18 protein-coding genes and 2 tRNA genes are annotated in these 16714 nt (G+C 43.5%); 12 read left to right on the top strand and 8 right to left on the bottom strand.

The window, feature by feature from the left end; all coding sequences use genetic code 11:
• Positions 1–15: 15 nt before the first annotated feature.
• Genes K2225_RS05200 through K2225_RS05185 form a run of 4 tightly spaced genes read left to right on the top strand, consistent with a single transcriptional unit; the run spans position 16 to position 1812 of the window.
• On the top strand, positions 16–342 hold the full coding sequence (locus K2225_RS05200) for a DUF1360 domain-containing protein (protein WP_220583779.1): 327 nt from the start codon (positions 16–18) through the stop codon (positions 340–342).
• Entirely contained in the window at positions 339–554 is a 216-nt protein-coding gene (locus K2225_RS05195) for a hypothetical protein (RefSeq protein WP_220583778.1), read from the top strand. The genes K2225_RS05200 and K2225_RS05195 overlap by 4 nt, the downstream gene beginning before the upstream one ends.
• A 36-nt stretch (positions 555–590) precedes the next feature.
• Positions 591–890 carry a hypothetical protein gene (locus tag K2225_RS05190; protein ID WP_220583777.1) on the top strand — a complete coding sequence of 100 codons (300 nt, stop codon included), beginning with the start codon at positions 591–593 and terminating at the stop codon, positions 888–890.
• A gap of 22 nt (positions 891–912) precedes the next feature.
• A complete protein-coding gene (locus K2225_RS05185) occupies positions 913–1812 on the top strand; it encodes an MBL fold metallo-hydrolase (protein WP_220583776.1) in 900 nt (299 codons plus the stop codon).
• Here K2225_RS05185 and K2225_RS05180 read toward each other — a convergent pair.
• From K2225_RS05180 to K2225_RS05165, 4 genes are all read right to left on the bottom strand, one after another.
• Positions 1799–2476, bottom strand: a complete 678-nt coding sequence (locus K2225_RS05180) for a DUF421 domain-containing protein (RefSeq protein ID WP_220583775.1) — start codon at positions 2474–2476, stop codon at positions 1799–1801. The two genes, K2225_RS05185 and K2225_RS05180, sit on opposite strands and share 14 nt — an antisense overlap.
• A gap of 105 nt (positions 2477–2581) precedes the next feature.
• Positions 2582–3004, bottom strand: coding sequence for a GNAT family N-acetyltransferase (locus K2225_RS05175; protein ID WP_220583774.1), 423 nt, complete (start codon positions 3002–3004; stop codon positions 2582–2584).
• 6 nt (positions 3005–3010) lie between these two features.
• Positions 3011–3526: a 2'-5' RNA ligase family protein gene (locus K2225_RS05170; protein WP_146814055.1), complete on the bottom strand. Its 516-nt coding sequence runs from the start codon at positions 3524–3526 to the stop codon at positions 3011–3013.
• Positions 3527–3557: 31 nt separating this feature from the next.
• Complete coding sequence (locus K2225_RS05165) at positions 3558–4286, bottom strand: alpha/beta hydrolase (protein WP_220583773.1); 729 nt, start codon at positions 4284–4286, stop codon at positions 3558–3560.
• A 289-nt stretch (positions 4287–4575) separates the two neighbouring features.
• Here K2225_RS05165 and K2225_RS05160 point away from each other — a divergent pair.
• A tRNA-Val gene (locus tag K2225_RS05160) sits at positions 4576–4648 on the top strand.
• A gap of 145 nt (positions 4649–4793) precedes the next feature.
• Here K2225_RS05160 and K2225_RS05155 read toward each other — a convergent pair.
• Positions 4794–6113 carry a DUF2254 domain-containing protein gene (locus K2225_RS05155; RefSeq protein ID WP_220583772.1) on the bottom strand — a complete coding sequence of 440 codons (1320 nt, stop codon included), beginning with the start codon at positions 6111–6113 and terminating at the stop codon, positions 4794–4796.
• 172 nt (positions 6114–6285) lie between these two features.
• On the opposite strand from K2225_RS05155, the gene K2225_RS05150 reads away from it, so the two are divergent.
• Positions 6286–6358: transfer RNA gene (locus tag K2225_RS05150), tRNA-Val, on the top strand.
• Positions 6359–6497: 139 nt separating this feature from the next.
• Here the strand turns inward: K2225_RS05150 and K2225_RS05145 are convergent.
• Both K2225_RS05145 and K2225_RS05140 read right to left on the bottom strand, forming a co-directional pair.
• Complete coding sequence (locus tag K2225_RS05145) at positions 6498–7163, bottom strand: DUF3889 domain-containing protein (RefSeq protein WP_220583771.1); 666 nt, start codon at positions 7161–7163, stop codon at positions 6498–6500.
• Between the two features lie 116 nt (positions 7164–7279).
• Positions 7280–7768 (bottom strand): hypothetical protein, encoded by a 489-nt coding sequence (locus K2225_RS05140; RefSeq protein ID WP_220583770.1) that lies wholly within the window; start codon positions 7766–7768, stop codon positions 7280–7282.
• 221 nt (positions 7769–7989) lie between these two features.
• On the opposite strand from K2225_RS05140, the gene K2225_RS05135 reads away from it, so the two are divergent.
• Entirely contained in the window at positions 7990–9357 is a 1368-nt protein-coding gene (locus K2225_RS05135) for an alkaline phosphatase (protein WP_220584024.1), read from the top strand.
• A 55-nt stretch (positions 9358–9412) separates the two neighbouring features.
• On the top strand, positions 9413–10069 hold the full coding sequence (locus tag K2225_RS05130; protein ID WP_220583769.1) for a hypothetical protein: 657 nt from the start codon (positions 9413–9415) through the stop codon (positions 10067–10069).
• A gap of 76 nt (positions 10070–10145) precedes the next feature.
• Here K2225_RS05130 and K2225_RS05125 read toward each other — a convergent pair whose 3' ends face one another.
• Complete coding sequence (locus K2225_RS05125; RefSeq protein WP_220583768.1) at positions 10146–11009, bottom strand: SDR family oxidoreductase; 864 nt, start codon at positions 11007–11009, stop codon at positions 10146–10148.
• 227 nt (positions 11010–11236) lie between these two features.
• On the opposite strand from K2225_RS05125, the gene K2225_RS05120 reads away from it, so the two are divergent.
• From K2225_RS05120 to preA, 4 genes are all read left to right on the top strand, one after another.
• Positions 11237–12709, top strand: coding sequence for a CoA-acylating methylmalonate-semialdehyde dehydrogenase (locus tag K2225_RS05120; protein WP_220583767.1), 1473 nt, complete (start codon positions 11237–11239; stop codon positions 12707–12709).
• Positions 12710–12993: 284 nt separating this feature from the next.
• On the top strand, positions 12994–13884 hold the full coding sequence (locus tag K2225_RS05115) for a nitrilase-related carbon-nitrogen hydrolase (RefSeq protein ID WP_146814037.1): 891 nt from the start codon (positions 12994–12996) through the stop codon (positions 13882–13884).
• Positions 13885–14014: 130 nt separating this feature from the next.
• Positions 14015–15424, top strand: a complete 1410-nt coding sequence (locus K2225_RS05110; RefSeq protein ID WP_220583766.1) for an NAD(P)-dependent oxidoreductase — start codon at positions 14015–14017, stop codon at positions 15422–15424.
• Positions 15412–16698 carry an NAD-dependent dihydropyrimidine dehydrogenase subunit PreA gene (preA, locus tag K2225_RS05105; RefSeq protein WP_089653978.1) on the top strand — a complete coding sequence of 429 codons (1287 nt, stop codon included), beginning with the start codon at positions 15412–15414 and terminating at the stop codon, positions 16696–16698. The genes K2225_RS05110 and preA overlap by 13 nt, the downstream gene beginning before the upstream one ends.
• Positions 16699–16714 lie beyond the last annotated feature (16 nt).

The raw sequence follows: 16714 nt of genomic DNA, 5'->3' as shown, positions 1-16714 counted from the left end.
GAGAGGGGTAGAAGAATGTTTACTTACATGGAGATCATATTGCTGGCACTTGCTACTTTTCGTTTCACGCGTCTGATTGTCAGGGATTACATTATGGAATGGATCAGGCGTCCTTTTATTGAAGTAAAGGTTATCAAAAATGAGCATGGTGTTGAGGAAGAGTGGGTTGAGCCGAAGGGTTTTATCGGAGAAGGATTAAGTTGCCAGTGGTGTGTCGGGGTATGGTCGGCTTTGATTATGCTTTTCTTCTATATAATAGTTCCGTACGGAGAGTGGTTGGTACTGTTGCTAGCTCTTGCAGGACTTCAATCTATCATCTACACATGGGTGGATCGACAATGACAGATAAAAAGGAAAAAACATTATTTGAAGTATTAAAGGAAATTGATGTAGAAACGTCGAAAATGAATGGAATCATTAAACAGCCTGAAAAGAAATTCAATGAGTGGGAAAAAGACTTTCAGGCATGGGATCGTCGTTTCTCCAAGCGAATGACGAACATGGAAAAGTTCTTAACCAAACAGATGGGGAAGATGGAACGTTTCTTTGAGTAGGAAATAAGGGTATGGATAAGCAAAGGAGGCGTCGATGTGGGATATATTCTGCCTGTGAATCACTATCAGTATCAGGATTATCAAACCAGAACGACACAGCGTGAACGTTCACCTTTTGTCCTTGAGAAGATTTTCAAAGCCACGTTGGAAGGTAATACGAAACACAACCACCCCCGTGAGCAAGATCGTGTAATAAACCAGCGTAGGAAATCAATCCATACAACGAGGAATACCCATGCTGTGAACAGCGCCCATTCATCTATTAAGAGAAGCGGTACAGAGAAGATTTATTCCAATATGACAGGAAAAGGGCAGTACTTTAGCGAAACTGTATGAAAAAGCTAAAGGAGTCGTAGATATGTCTTTTCAACAATTGGATGAATGTTGTTACTACTATTATAGTACGGTCAATATTGGATACGTACATCAAGGGATGAATGGGGTACTCATTGATGCAGGAATCGATGCTTCATCCGTGAAAAAGGTGCTCAAGGAACTCGAGAAAAGAGAGCTTCCTTTGACGCACCTTTTTATTACCCATGCCCACGCGGATCATTATGGAGGGGCAAGGTTTGTTCAGGAAAACTACGAAGTCCATACCGTCGCTCCTGTGTTTGAAGAAGCTATTTTGAGAAACCCAAGCATGGAACCCCTTTATTTATTCGGAGGGAATGATCCATTGCCAGAGTTACATAACAAATTTTTAGAAGGACCATCTGTAAGGGTGGATGAGGTCGTGGGAGAAGGGCAGATAGGGTTTGGGTCATTAAGAGCGGAAGCTTACCATCTTCCTGGTCATAGTTACCATCAGTTAGCTCTAAAATTCAATGACATTCTCTTTGCGGCTGACAGTTATTTTAGTGTGGAGACATTGAAAAAACATAAAATTCCCTTTATGACAGATGTAAGCTTGGCGTTGGACAGTTTGGACCGCCTTTCTCAAATTCCATGCAGGGGGGCGGTACCTGGGCATGGTAAGTTTGAAGCTTCTCCATCCTTGACGATACAAAATAACATGGATTACCATGAGCAGCTGTCCGCCTGGCTGCACCAATACCTGGCTGAAGAAGGTCCAGCTGCGCATGAGGAGATTGTTAGGGCTATGTGTGAGCACTATAATGTTGAAGCTCAGGGTTTATCCCAATGGCTGCTATTCAGAACGGCGGTCACCGCTTACTTAATCGGATTAAAAAAAGCGGGCCTCGTGGAGGACCGCATCATGAACAATACGTGGAGTTTTTACATTACAGACCAATGACGAATAAGTCCGGTTCGCCTTCTTTGTGTTCGGCGTACATGACTTCAGCAGGATCGTTGATGCTTTGTGCTCTCAGTTGGTCATTCAGCCACTTCTCATCAAAACCTGCTTCTTTGAGATTGTCCCAGATGACCTCTCCATCGCTGATGATGGTACGAGGAAGAGGGACAGGTTGAGGGGCTAAATTCATGTCATTACGTGTGACGTTTTGATACTGGGAGGATTTAAGGACAGAGATTGTCCCGTCTGTTTCAAGAACAGCGTATTGAACTTCCTGGATAGAAAAAACATCCTTGGAGCGTAACAAATGCTGGAGTTGATTAAGATCCAACTTGTTCTTCTTGAGTTGACCACGATCGATCTTCCCTTTATAAATGACGAGGGAAGGACTTCCTTCCAATATCTTACGTGTCCCTTTAAACTTTTGGGTAATGACTTCCGTGGTGAAGATAAGAATAGTCCATAACAAGATGGCGAAACCGACATCAAGGATTCCGACTTCTTTATCGTATAAAGCATTACCGACGAGTTCGCCGAGGACAAGAGCAGAGATGAAGTCGAAGGCGGTAATTTGAGTGATTTGTGTTTTTCCGAGCACTTTAGTCATAAAAAAAAGTGCAGAAAAACCAAACAATGTTTCTAAAGCGATTTGTAAGTACTCCATAGCGTTTCACGACCCTTATCTGTAGCCTATATGTTTCATTTTAGACAAAAGGATCTAAGGATAAACAAAAAAACTCCGGGTGACCGGAGTTTCTTTGAAAATGATTTATAATTTTTTTACCATCGTAACGTGCGGGATACCGGCATCCATGAATGGTTCTGAAATGGTCACATATCCCAGCGATTCATAGAACGCCTCTGCATGGGTCTGAGCATTGAGTTTGGCTTTATCAAATGCATAATCACGGATGACCTCTTCCATCGACTCGATGATCTGTTTGCCGAATGAGCGGCCCCGGTGTTCCTTGGTGACGGAGATTCGCTCAAGTTTTCCAAATCCATGAACAAAGCGTAATCGGGCAGCGGCGACCGGTTGATTTTTCTCATATCCAACAAAATGGATGGCGGTATCATCAAATTCGTCGATTTCTATTTCCAAGGGAACCTGTTGTTCATCTACAAAGACGACGCGTCTAACATAAAATGCGTCGTCTTTATGCTGTTTATTCTTAACTTTTATGATGTCCACGTAGAATCACCCTTTGCCGAGGCGGAATGTTTCATACACACTCCATGCCCCATTTTCGAGCTGATAAAGCAGCTGGAAGCGATCGACTTTATCATTCAAGTCGAATTTCAGCATACGCAGGCTGCCATATACATCAGAGAACTCTTCATCCGAAAGTTTTTGGGCAATTGTAATATGTGGAACAAAAGCGTAATCTTTTTCTTCTGGAAGTTCCCCTGCATGCAGCTTGTCATTCAATTCGAAAATTTCATCAGACGGTTCGATTTTTAAATAAATCGTATTAGTGACGGGGGAGAAAGAGCTCACCTTATAAACGCCATACGAAAAAGGCTGCGTATTTTTTGCAATTTCGCTCAACTCAGGGATGATTTTGTTCTCAATTTCTTCCTCTTCTGCTTCAAACGCTTCTTTCATCGTGATGTGTGGGGGAATCAATGCGTAATGGGGATCGTAACGCTTGCGGTATGAATTCGCCACATCCTGTACTTTTTTTGATGGAAAAACTGCTATTCCGTATCTCATTGGACTAACCCTCCTGTTTCCTTCTATATCGCTATTCCTTACCAAACATTTTCAATAAAGCACGTTCAAAATCCTTCTGCCATGTACCCCATGTATGATCACCATTTAATTCATGGTAAGTATAAGCAAGTGGCTGACGGTTCAAAAATTCGCGCAGTTCACGGTTAGGAGCAAGGAAATTCTTTCGTGCTCCTTCAGTCGTTTCGACATCTGTTTCTTCCAAGCCAATGGTATGATAAATGGTCAATGAAGAAAAATCTTTGGTCGATTGCACGACTTCTTTCACATGTTCATCTACGTAAGGACTCTGCATGATGACATTACCAAAGATGTTCGGGAATTTCACTGCAGTCATCAACACAAGTGTTCCTGCTAAAGAGTCACCGACAAGCGTTCGACCTCGCCCCATACAGTAACCAGGTAATTCATCATCAAGGAAAGGGACAACTTCGCGAATGAGGAAATTGACGTACTCTCCTTGTTTCCTTCCGTCTGGATGGTATTTGTCCTGACGGTCGTATTTGTCATTATAATGGATGCCGATGAAAATGGTGTTCTCGATCTTTTCTTCTTTATGGAGTTTATCACTCAACGTGGCCGCGCGCCCCATGGAGTAATAATCGTTTCCATCCTGCATGATACAGAAATGGTATTTGTATAATGGAGAGAAATTCTTTGGGGTGTACACCCTCAGTGTCATTGTCTCCTGTAAGTATTGACTCTCAATGGTATATTCTTTCATGGATCCATCTCTACCCATTTTCCGACCACCTCCTTACAGCATGGAAAGTTCCTTTAGGCTTTCCCATTAAATTTTTCATGTAAACGTTCCACTTTTCATTTTATCATATAATTGTCGAAAAAGTGGAAAAGATGATGGGTGGGATTTATAGGTAAAATGATCTTTTTTTGATTGGGGGAGGATAGGGTGTTTGTGGCTGAAAGGAGTGTATGAGGTTTTGAAGTAAGAATACCTTTGAGAGTCTGTTGACATTGTTCGTGTTTCATAGTATATTATTTCTTGTCAGCCAGTTACTTTGGTTACATACGATTCCGTAGCTCAGCTGGGAGAGCGCCACCTTGACAGGGTGGAGGTCGTTGGTTCGAGCCCAATCGGAATCACTAATCAAAAAGCGAGCATCCATGATGGATGCTCGCTTTTTTTGTCCAAGAAACAATTAAACAATTGATATACCCATCCCTCTGCCTCTAGAAGAGACCTCCTTCTCCAGACTTTTAAAGCCTCCATGCAGAAGAATTTGTTCGCTTATTGTTTTTGTAAGGTGAAGTCTTTGTTACAGGCTTTGGCTAATTTTTTTACTTGGTTGTTGAACCTTTTGTAATCGAGTTCATCCAACTCATCTACTTTTACGGCATTGATGATTGTTTTTCCAAAGGTCCAAACGTCTTCTTGAACCGCTTGATCGTGCATGGCGGCGATTTTGTATAAGGATTCAAGAACACTATTCATTACGGATATGTCATGATAGCCGTATATTTTTATTTGGTAAAAGCTCTTATAAAGGTATTCTTCAAAGGATTTCGGCTGTGCGATTAACCGAAGCTCGTCATCATCATCAATGTAATATCGGATGGGCTCATAAACCGATCCCAACTCTATAAGCAGTGACCCAATCCGGTTAATGCAGTTCGTTGCCGTATGGGGGTCGTTCAGGCTTGGTGAGATGGCTCTGACTGCAATCTCCACAAGCTTCTGTATGGAGAACTCGACATCCTGTGTATCAATCCGTTCATTCCCAATCAAGACGAAAGCTGTGCATTCCTGCGGGTTCGAAAGTTCCTGATCCGTATTCTTCCAGTAATAAAAGAGGGGCATTCCCTTTTGAATATAGTCTCCCATTAAAAAGCTTGTTTCAAGAGTAAGCGTGTGATTTTTAGCCCACTTGATAAGAGAGCCATATTGAACATTTTGTACATAACCCGATTTCTCAGCTGTAATCACATGAGCATTTGATTGGTCTAATGCTTGTAGCTTTTCGTCATTCCATTCGGTGGCTGTTTGATAATTCTTTTCTTTAAAAGTTTTTGTGATAAGGGTAGAGGTGCTTTTCCTAATGGCACCAATTAAGTTATTCACCTTCAGGAATCGTGAAGAATGGTGAATGAACAATATGAAAAAGGCTAAACAAATAATAGAGACGATGACAGTGAAGAGAGGGCTCACCAAACCTAAACCCGGTTCTTTTCCTAATAGGAACAAATTAATGAGGGAAAAAATAAAGCCAAATGAAAACACGCCCAGCACATGTTGAGTTACACGACTCTTCATGAAATCCTGCAAGGTTCGGGGTGAAAACTGGGTTGTGTACGTTGTCAGTACAACCATGATGGTCGAAAAACTGATGGTCGTCATCGTCAAGATGGATGTCACCATCGAGCCATATAAGGTTTGAGCGACTGAAGACTTTGTTAAAAATAGAGAAGGGATGTTGCTTTTATATTCTGATATGATCCATTGATCAATGAGCGCGGTTAGCGCGACAGCAATGATTGAAAGGATACTGTATATCGTAGGGAGAAACCAAAAACTGTCTCTGAGATTGATCCAAACCTTTCCTTTATTCATAAAAAGACCTACTTCCTAGTTTAGGGTATGATTCTTAGTATGACCGATTATGGCAGGGATAAAAAGCTACTTTTACATGAACTTAAAAAACTCTTAAAATTTCATTGACACTTTATTTGTTCCGTAGTATATTATTATTTGTCAGCAAAACAGCCGACAAATTTCTACATACGATTCCGTAGCTCAGCTGGGAGAGCGCCACCTTGACAGGGTGGAGGTCGTTGGTTCGAGCCCAATCGGAATCATCCATACTAAGTGCCGGAATGGCGCAGTTTCTCATCCAGGGAGAGGCTGCGTCATTTCTTTTTATATTTGATACAATCATTTATTTTTTTCATAAAAAAAAGAGACAGACGAGAGCTGTCTCTATAAACATATGGAGCCTTAGGATACTTCCTTGAGATTAATTGTAATGATTCGGTCTGTCGCTGGATTATAAATAACTGTTCCTTCAATGCTCATTGTTTCCTGAGAGGATTCCATGACAAACTTATAAACTTCCTTCACGTTACCATTCTGCTGGGTTTGGCTTAGTTTACTGTAATCCGTGGCGTTATAATTCGGGTAAGCAGACTGAGCGATCTCTAGTAAATATTTGCCCCATTTTTCTTCTTCTAATTGAGGGTTGGGTGTGATCTCTACATTGATCACACCCGAATCCACACTTGCACCTAAGGCTTCAAAGGCTTTTCGGTGAAGGTTGATTTTATTTTCTGGGTAATTAGGAACTTGGTCTACGACCGTGACTAAAACGACCCGTTGATTGGCCATGTTTTTCACTTTGATCGTTTGTCCGCATTGGTAAGGCGAATTTTGACCGACAGCAGCCGTCATGTATCGGTTATTCGACCATGGGATTCCGCATTTCGTCACTTCTCCGCCTTCTGTCCAGCTGGCCTGGCCGCTCACCGGTTGCCTGAAATCGTAGCCATAATAGTTCTGGTGAGTACCGTAGGCTTGAGGATAGGCATAGCGGAAATAAGAGTGGTAGGGATTTGCCCCATAGGGATAGCCATAACCATAAGGGACATGGTTAAAATTGGAGTACATTTATTTTCCTCCTGTCTTTACTTTATATCCTCCATAGCCTATGACATTTTTGGCTGGTGTGTGAACGTCCATGATATACTCCGTTTTTCCGGTCAATCCCCATATGTAAAGCGAGGCTAATCTACGAGCACTACCCAGTGATCATTTTTTAATGCATTCGGTAAATGGTTAAAGATATTCCTATATACTGCTTTCATTTCATCGTATAGAGTTTTCGAATGTATAGTTCTTAAGTACTTGTCAGGGTTGTTGTTAAACGATTGAAGCTTATTTAAGTCAAGATCGATTTTATAGGAGTAGAAGCGTTCAGAAGATCGTAAGAAAGATTTTTCTGTTGGCTCCGCATCACTTTGCGCAAGCGGATGTTTGCTGTGTACCCTTAGTCTCCTTGACGTTTGATCATCATCCTCAAGTTCTTCGCTCACTTCGTAAAATTTCTTGAAAGGGGCAGCTGAATCACTGTCGATATAACTGGTGCGGAAACTGAACTCTACAGCTCCATGCTCACCAGATACGACACAAAAGGCGAGGTATGTACATTTATCTGTGATTCCTCGGTCGATCTCCTCCTTGTTACTAAAACAGTGGCAAAAGCTTTTGGTCATGAATACACACCCTTTTTGTTTAGATTTTGAACTATTATACCACGCTTAACCAACCATTCGGTGATAATTTAATTCCGGTCTTTAGGCCTGATTCTATGTACTCAATTTGTTAATTTACGATAGATTTACAGTTTTTTAACCATTGTTTCATATTCTCCAAGTAATATGCGTATTGCATCGACATATCACAAGGAGGAATAAAGTTGTTTAGTAAAAAGTATATGAAAAAATTATTGCCAGTGGCTTTAAGTACATCTTTAATTCTAGGAGGTTCTGCTTTTACCTTTAACGACGAGGTTTCTGCAAAACCTAAGGATGATAAAGGAAAGGTAGAGAACATTATTTTTCTAATTGGAGATGGCATGGGACCTAACTACACATCCGCTTACCGTTACTTCAAGGATGACCCTTCTACTCCTTATACGGAAAACACAGCCTTTGATGAACATTTAATTGGCATGCAGGAGACTTATTCCTGGGATCCAGATGAGAGTATTACGGATTCCGCGGCTGCTGCAACTTCAATGGCAGCAGGAATTAAAACTTACAACAATGCCATTGCGGTGGACATGGAGAAGAATGAAGTGAAAACTGCTCTAGAGTTGGCGAAGGAAAAAGGCAAATCTACGGGTCTAGTAGCCACATCCCAAGTCAATCATGCTACACCTGCATCATTCGGTGCCCATGATGAATCCCGACACAATTACAATGATATCGCTGATGATTACTTTGATGAAAAAGTGAATGGTGAACACAAGATTGATGTGTTGCTTGGTGGAGGTACTTCCTATTTCAAAAGGGAGGACCGCGACTTGACCAATGACTTCCAAAAAGATGGATTCAGCTATGTGGAATCTCGTGAGGAACTTATGGAAGATTCCAATGATCAAATCGTTGGTTTATTTGCACCTAAAGGGATGGACAAGATGATTGACCGCTCTTCCGATGCTCCTTCCTTAGAGGAAATGACGTCTTCCGCCTTGGACAGGCTGAGCAAGGACAAAGATGGTTTCTTCCTTATGGTGGAAGGCAGTCAGATCGACTGGGCAGGTCATGATAATGATGTAGTAGCGGCTATGAGTGATATGCAAGACTTTGAAGCGGCTTATGAAGAAGCTATTGAGTTTGCGAAGAACAATAAGAATACCCTAGTTGTTACGACAGCCGACCACTCTACAGGTGGAATGACGATGGGACGGGATGGAGAATATCAGTGGAATCCTGAACCTTTGAAAGCTGCGAAACGTACGCCTGACTTTATGGCTGCTGAAATTTCAGAAGGAGCAGGAGTCGAAGAAACGCTAGAGCAGTACGTGGACCTTGAATTGACCGACAAAGAAATCCAATCCGTGAAAGAAGCAGCTGAAAATGGATCAGTAACAGAGATTGATAATGCGATTGAGCACATTTTCGATATTCGCTCTGGTACCGGGTGGACAACAGGCGGCCATACTGGGGAAGATGTGATTGTGTACGGTTATGGTCCTCAGTCTCAAGAATTCGCAGGACTTCATGATAACCACGAAGTTGGCCAAAAGGTCATGAACTTGATGGAGAATGGAAAGATAAAAAAACAGGCACATAAATAATTGAAAAAGCTTCCCTTCCATAGGGAGGCTTTTTTAGAAAAAGGAGAGATGAACGGTGAAACGTTTGCTGCTATTTTTGAGTTTAACTATTTCCATTATCCTTACTGGGTGTTCAAACCATGTGGCTGGAGAAGGAAATGAATCGGAGGATCCATCTCCTTTATTCGAAATTCCGGAACAAACGAATTATAAAAATAATCCCCAAGCTCCCGACGATGAGGACTTAAAAGAAGTAGGGGCCAAGGTAGAAGATATGGACGGACGGTTAACCCTTAAAGCTATGAAGCAGATCGAGAAGTATATAGAAGTGGGGCCGGTCCAGATGGCGGTGAAGGATGTGAAAGTACTCAATTATTCTCCATCCCCTGATTTAGTTGATTATTTCCATGCCTATACTCATAACGAAACAAACTTTAACTATATCAAGTTTACGGTAGCTATAAAGAATACTGGAGAGCAGAAAGTGAATGTAGCCCCCGTGGAAGTCTTGGAGACGAATAACGGGGAGAAATTGGGGTTCAAGGACGACTTTTATCTAGAAAAGCTAAAAGGTATGTATGAACCAGGTGAAACACGTGTCGGACAAATGGGATTTGTCCTTGAGCATGATTGGGAAGAATTAGATTCTATGAAAATCGAAACCAGTGATGTTTTTGACGAGGAAGGAAACGTATTGGTAGAAGGCGATCATCTAAAAGTAAACCTGCAATGATGGATAGTGATTTTATATGAAAAGAGCGGTCCCCAGCCTTTTGGTGTGGGGGCCGCTTTTATTGGATACCATGCGTTTAACCGTTGACGGGTACGCCCCCATTGACGTGGATCATTTGCCCTGTGACGTAGCTGGAATCTTGGCTTGCCAAATAAACATAGGCAGGAGCAAGTTCATACGGCTGTCCCGGACGTCCCATCGGATTGTTGGAACCAAATTCCGCAACTTTTTGCTTATCAAAACTTGCAGGAATCAATGGTGTCCAGATCGGGCCAGGTGCGACGCCGTTCACGCGGATGCCCTTACCGACCAAGGACTTGGCGAGGGAACGCGTGAATGTAGTAATAGCTCCTTTGGTTGATGAATAGTCAATTAACTGCTCATTCCCCTCATAAGCGGTGACTGATGAGGTGTTGATGATTGTGCTCCCTTTTTGGAAGTGAGGGAGTACGGCCTTAGCCATGTACACATAAGAAAAGAAATTCACGCGGAAGGTCTTTTCAAGCTGCTGATTCGTAATGGCTGTCAGGTCTTTTTGCGGAAATTGCATGGCCGCATTGTTGACGAGGATATCAATCTGTCCGAATTCGGTCTTTATTCGTTGGACGGTTTCTTCACAAAACGCAGCACTTCCGATATCTCCATTATAGAGGCGGCATGTGCGGCCTTCCTCTTCAATTAATTTTTTCGTCTTCTCGGCATCCTCTTGTTCGTTAAGGTATAAAACGGCAACATCCGCGCCTTCCTTTGCGAAATAAAGGCTGACAGCACGGCCAATCCCGCTGTCTCCCCCTGTGATGACTGCCACTTTTCCCATTAATTTTCCGCTTCCTTTATACTTTGGATCCACGTATTCCGGAAGCGGCTTCATTTCATATTCAAAACCTGGCTGTCGATCCTGGTGCTGCTTCGGCTGAATTTCCTTCTTTTGATTGCTCAACAGAACCCCTCCTATATGTAAAATACTGGATGACCTGGTCACCCATTATTAGGTTGCCCAGGTCATCCAGTATTATCCAAATGACGATAAGTCCTCTCTTTAAGGTCATTGTGTTAAAATTGCAGGTTTTTGATTTGACACTTCGTCCATTGATGTAAAAATTTTCTGAATTTATAATATATTTTGAAGGGTGTAAAGGAACAGAATCTACGAGTAGAGGTGAAAAAATGGAGACAACTTTCTCAAAGAAGAATCAGGTAACCATTCAAAACTTCATTGGAGGCGAGTGGGTTTCGTCGGAAAACGGGCAAGTGGAGGACGTACCCAATCCTGCGACAGGAGAGATCATTGCACAAGTTCCCATTTCATCGAAAGAGGATGTAGATAAAGCGGTCCAATCAGCGAGAGAAGCATTTAAGACATGGAAAAAGGTACCGGTACCGAAGCGGGCCAGAGTGATGTTTAAGTATCATCAGTTATTGGTAGAAAATCGCGAAGAGCTGGCAAAAGCACTCACACAGGAAAATGGAAAGACGATGAAAGATGCCACAGGTGAAGTGCAGCGTGGTATAGAATGTGTCGAATTCGCAGCCGGTGCACCAAGCCTTATGATGGGTGACGTCCTTCCGGATATCGCTGAAGGAATTGACTCTGGAATGTACCGCTATCCGGTCGGGGTTGTCGGGGGGATCACACCATTTAACTTCCCGATGATGGTGCCATTGTGGATGTTCCCGCTTGCAATCGTGTGTGGGAATACCTTTGTACTAAAACCATCTGAACGCACGCCGATTCTTGCGAAAATGCTCGTTGAGCTCATACATGAAGCGGGTCTTCCAAAAGGCGTCCTCAATGTTGTCAATGGTGCTCATGACGTTGTAAACGGGTTGCTGGAACATGATGAAGTCGACGCCATTTCTTTCGTTGGTTCTCAGCCTGTTGCTGAATATGTGTACAAAACAGCTGCCAACCACGGCAAGCGCGTTCAGGCACTCGCTGGAGCCAAGAACCACTCCATCGTTCTTCCGGATTGTAACTTAGACAAGTCGGTAGAAGGAATCATCAATGCAGCTTTCGGAAGCGCGGGCGAGCGTTGCATGGCTTGTTCTGTAGTCGTAGCCGTCGGCGATGTAGCTGATGATCTTGTCGCTAAATTAAAAGAAGCGGCTGATCAGTTGAATGTAGGAAATGGTCTAGATGAGAAAACCAATCTGGGACCATTGATTCGTGACTCCCACCGCGAGCGTGTTCTCGGGTACATTGAAGCAGGGGAACAGGATAATGCGAAGCTCGTTCGTGATGGCCGGGTAGAACTCCGTGAGAATGAGTCTGGATATTTCCTTGGTGCGACAATCTTTGATTACGTCACTGATGATATGAAGATTTGGAAAGATGAGATCTTTGCTCCTGTTCTCAGTATTGTGCGGGCTGATACGCTTGATGAAGCGATTGAAACAGCCAACAAATCTGAGTTCGCAAATGGTGCTGTTATTTATACAACAAGTGGAAAAGCCGTTCAACAGTTCAGAGAAGAGATGGATGCCGGAATGCTTGGTGTCAATGTCAACGTCCCTGCCCCGATGGCGTTCTTCCCATTCTCTGGAAACAAAAAGTCCTTCTATGGCGATCTCCATGCCAATGGTAAAGATGGACTTAACTTCTATACGAAGCGTAAAATGCTGACCCAACGCTGGTACTAATTTTATAGGTGCGCGGAATTTTAAACATTTCGCGCCCTTCCCACTATCGAATCCACAAATTCCCTGCCAATCTTACAAAAAATCTAAACGCAGAGTGCAACATTTAACATTATGTATAATGGAATTTTTTAATTTTTGATGTAAAGTATAAGTAGTTATTTAAAAATTCAGTAAATAATGAAAATTCAGTCATAGGAGGTTGCGAAGTTACAGGAGATCAGAGTCTTGGGGACTTGGTTTCAAGTGAATGGACAACAAAAAGGATTACATAAGGAGGAATTTTAGTGTCTGATAAAGTCCAAATTGGTTTAATACAGGCTTCACATGATGTGGACGGGAGTGAGCCAGTAGAAGTTCATAAGCAACAATCGATTGAAAAACATATCAAACTAGTAAAAGAAGCCGCGGATAAAGGGGCGCAGATCATCTGCCTTCAGGAAATTTTCTATGGTCCATACTTTTGCTCAGAACAGAATCCGAAGTGGTACGAATCAGCGGAAGAGATTCCTAATGGTCCGACAACGAAACGTTTTCAGGACCTTGCGAAAGAACTAGGCGTCGTCATTGTCCTTCCGATCTATGAAAAAGAAGGAATCGCGACCTACTATAATACAGCTGCCGTGATTGATGCGGACGGCTCTTATTTAGGGAAGTACCGGAAACATCACATTCCACAAGTCGCTGTCGGAGACAAAGGACACGGTTTCTGGGAGAAATATTACTTCAAGCCAGGAAACCTCGGCTATCCTGTATTCGATACGGCCTTTGCCAAAGTCGGTGTTTATATCTGCTATGACCGTCACTTCCCGGAAGGTGCTAGATTGCTAGGTTTGAACGGTGCAGAAGTGGTCTTCAACCCATCAGCAACTGTAGCTGGACTTTCTGAGTACCTATGGAAACTTGAGCAGCCTGCTCATGCTGTAGCGAATGGGTATTACCTTGGCGCGATCAACCGTGTCGGTTATGAAGGACCGTGGAACATGGGTGAATTTTATGGACAGTCTTATCTTGTCGACCCACGCGGAAACTTCGTTGCAACCGCCAGCCGTGATCAAGATGAAGTCCTCGTTGCAGAAATGGACAAGAAGTTTATCCGTGAAGTACGTGACACATGGCAGTTCTATCGCGACCGCCGTCCTGAAACTTACGAAAACATGGTTGAGCTTCTCCCTTAAAACCTATCCATCAGACACAAAGTAGAAGTTCTGCATAGAGCAAAAGAAAATGAACCATTTTCTCTATGTGGAACTTTTTTATTAAGAGGCTAATCTAAAAGCCTCTCTTTCATTAAAGGAGGGAAACACCTTGACCCAGTTAAAGAGTAAAGGAATCTCATTAGAAAACTTGAAGGTGAACTTTGAGGAAGTCCATGACGGGCTGAATGCTCAGGAAGCGATGGAAGAATCCAACCGCTGCTTATATTGTTACGATGCTCCATGTATCCAGGCTTGCCCGACAGGGATTGATATTCCGAAATTCATTAAAAAGATCGCGTCCGGGAATTTAAAAGGGTCGGCCACGACAATTATGTCGTCCAACCCTGTCGGAGCGACCTGCGCCCGTGTTTGCCCGACCGAAGAGTTATGCGAAGGCGCCTGTGTTTTGAACCATTCCACTGAACCAATCTTAATTGGAGATCTGCAACGATTTGCCACAGACTGGGCCATCAAAAATGAACAGCTCTTATTTAAACCTGGCAAGAAAAATGGGAAAAAAGTTGCGGTTGTCGGAGGAGGCCCTGCAGGTTTATCGGCCGCTAGAGAACTGGCGAGGTTCGGTTACGATGTAACGATTTTTGAGGCGGAAGCTGAAGCCGGTGGTCTTGATACTTATGGGATTGTCTCTTTCCGTCTACCTCAGGACATTTCTCGCTGGGAAGTCGATCAAGTGGAAAAACTGGATGTTGAAATTCGAACAAATACTCGCGTTGGAACAGATGTTTCTTTTGAAGAGCTGACCAATAATTATGATTCGATCGTTCTGACGATCGGTATGGGAAATGTTCCGATGCTCGGCATTGAAGGAGAGGATCTGGACGGTGTGCACGACGCGATTGAGTTTGTGAAAAGCACGAAATCCGGCCCAATCACTGACGAACTTCTGGGTAAAAATGTGGTCGTTGTTGGTGCTGGTAACACGGCCATTGATGCAGCGACCTGTGCCGCTCGAAAAGGAGCAGACGATGTGAAAATCGTCTACCGCAGGACAAGAAACGAAATGACGGCCTATGAATTTGAATATGACTTTGCAAAACAGGATGATGTGGAATTCAACTGGTTGACCCAGCCTATCGAAATCATCGGTAATGAAAGCGGAAAGGTCACGCACCTTAAATGTGTGAAAATGGCCCTTGGCGAGCCGGATGGAGATGGCCGACGCCGACCATCTCCTGTTGAAAACTCTGAATTTGTTATGGAAGTGGACGCTGTCATTAAAGCGATTGGACAAAGTCGTTATACCGACCTTATCGAAGGGTTTGGGCTTGATCATGAGGGTGGCGTTGTCACAGTAGATCCAGAAACATTGCAAACATCGAACCCGAAAGTTTTTTCAGCGGGAGATGTCATTTTTGCTAAAGGTCAGGGAGAAGCAATGGTCGTGACAGCTGCACAGCAAGGAAAAGAGGCGGCGATGGCGATCCACAAGCAACTGGCACCTGAACCGACAAATGCCTATAAATCTTTCAACAAGGAGGAACATACATGGCTGACTTAAGTTTGAATCTAGCTGGAATCAAATCACCAAACCCATACTGGCTCGCATCGGCACCTCCGACAAACTCGGGCTACCAGGTCCAACGCGCATTTGAAGCGGGGTGGGGTGGCGCCGTTTGGAAAACGTTGGGTGAACCAATCTTAAATGTATCCTCCCGTTTTGCGGCCGTAGGATTTAATGGAAAACAAGTGGCCGGCTTCAACAACATTGAGCTGATCACAGACCGCCCGTTAGAAGTGAACTTGAAAGAAATTTATGAAACGAAAAAAAGGTTTCCGGACCATGCGATTATTGCCTCGTTAATGGTTGAACCGACTCAGGAAAAATGGCATGAAATCGTCAAACGTGTCGAAGATGTCGGAGTGGACGGACTAGAGTTGAATTTCGGGTGTCCACACGGGATGGCGGAACGCGGCATGGGTGCAGCCTCCGGCCAGGTTCCAGAGCTTGTTGAGAAGCAGACGATGTGGGCGAAAGAAGTCGCGCAAACGCCTGTCATCGTAAAACTCACACCGAATATTACCGACATTACTTTCACAGCAGAAGCAGCTGTCAATGGCGGTGCAGATGCGGTCAGTATGATCAACACGATTAACAGTCTTGCCGGGGTTGACATCGATTCATGGGATACGATACCAAACGTAGCCGGCAAAGGAGCACACGGTGGATACTGTGGTCCTGCCGTGAAGCCGATTGCATTAAATATGGTCGCTGAATGTGCGCGCCATCCGAAAATCAATGTGCCAATATCAGGAATGGGCGGGGTATCGAGCTGGAGAGAAGCTGTCGAGTTCATGCTTATGGGAGCGACAGGTGTCCAGGTTTGTACAGCAGCGATGCACCACGGATTCAGTATCATTGATGATATGGTCGAGGGTCTCGACAATTACCTTGATGAAAAAGGCATTGACTCTGTCATGGATTTGGTTGGGAAGTCTGTTGAGAAATACAGTGACTGGGGGAACTTAGATCTCAATCATCAAGTCGTCGCTCAAATTAACAATGATGTCTGTATCAACTGTAATAAGTGCCACATCGCTTGTGAAGATACTTCTCACCAGTGTATCGATATGTTGAAGGACGCTAATGGAAACGACATTCTGAAAGTTCGTGAAGAGGATTGTGTCGGTTGTAATCTTTGCAGCATCGTCTGTCCAGTCGATGGCGCAATCGATATGGTGGAATATGCGAACGGCAAGCCTCCGATGACATGGAATGAAAGACAAGCAGCCATCGGTGCCGCATCCTCTTGTGATGTCAATTTAATTAAATAATTTTATGGAGGGATTA

Origin of the sequence: Halobacillus sp. Nhm2S1 (genome assembly GCF_019599545.1) — a bacterium.
Classification (GTDB): Bacteria; Bacillota; Bacilli; order Bacillales; family Halobacillaceae; genus Halobacillus.
The sequence above is the reverse complement of the archived record's forward strand: the minus strand, read 5'-3'. Positions and strand labels throughout refer to the sequence as shown.

Coding starts and splice junctions, on each gene's coding strand:
- K2225_RS05180 (WP_220583775.1), bottom strand. CDS start 2,476: ATGGAGTACTTACAAATCGCTTTAGAAACATTGTTTGGTTTTTCTGCA.
- K2225_RS05170 (WP_146814055.1), bottom strand. CDS start 3,526: ATGAGATACGGAATAGCAGTTTTTCCATCAAAAAAAGTACAGGATGTG.
- K2225_RS05165 (WP_220583773.1), bottom strand. CDS start 4,286: ATGGGTAGAGATGGATCCATGAAAGAATATACCATTGAGAGTCAATAC.
- K2225_RS05200 (WP_220583779.1), top strand. CDS start 16: ATGTTTACTTACATGGAGATCATATTGCTGGCACTTGCTACTTTTCGT.
- preA (WP_089653978.1), top strand. CDS start 15,412: ATGGCTGACTTAAGTTTGAATCTAGCTGGAATCAAATCACCAAACCCA.
- K2225_RS05185 (WP_220583776.1), top strand. CDS start 913: ATGTCTTTTCAACAATTGGATGAATGTTGTTACTACTATTATAGTACG.
- K2225_RS05195 (WP_220583778.1), top strand. CDS start 339: ATGACAGATAAAAAGGAAAAAACATTATTTGAAGTATTAAAGGAAATT.
- K2225_RS05155 (WP_220583772.1), bottom strand. CDS start 6,113: ATGAATAAAGGAAAGGTTTGGATCAATCTCAGAGACAGTTTTTGGTTT.
- K2225_RS05120 (WP_220583767.1), top strand. CDS start 11,237: ATGGAGACAACTTTCTCAAAGAAGAATCAGGTAACCATTCAAAACTTC.
- K2225_RS05145 (WP_220583771.1), bottom strand. CDS start 7,163: ATGTACTCCAATTTTAACCATGTCCCTTATGGTTATGGCTATCCCTAT.
- K2225_RS05135 (WP_220584024.1), top strand. CDS start 7,990: ATGAAAAAATTATTGCCAGTGGCTTTAAGTACATCTTTAATTCTAGGA.
- K2225_RS05140 (WP_220583770.1), bottom strand. CDS start 7,768: ATGACCAAAAGCTTTTGCCACTGTTTTAGTAACAAGGAGGAGATCGAC.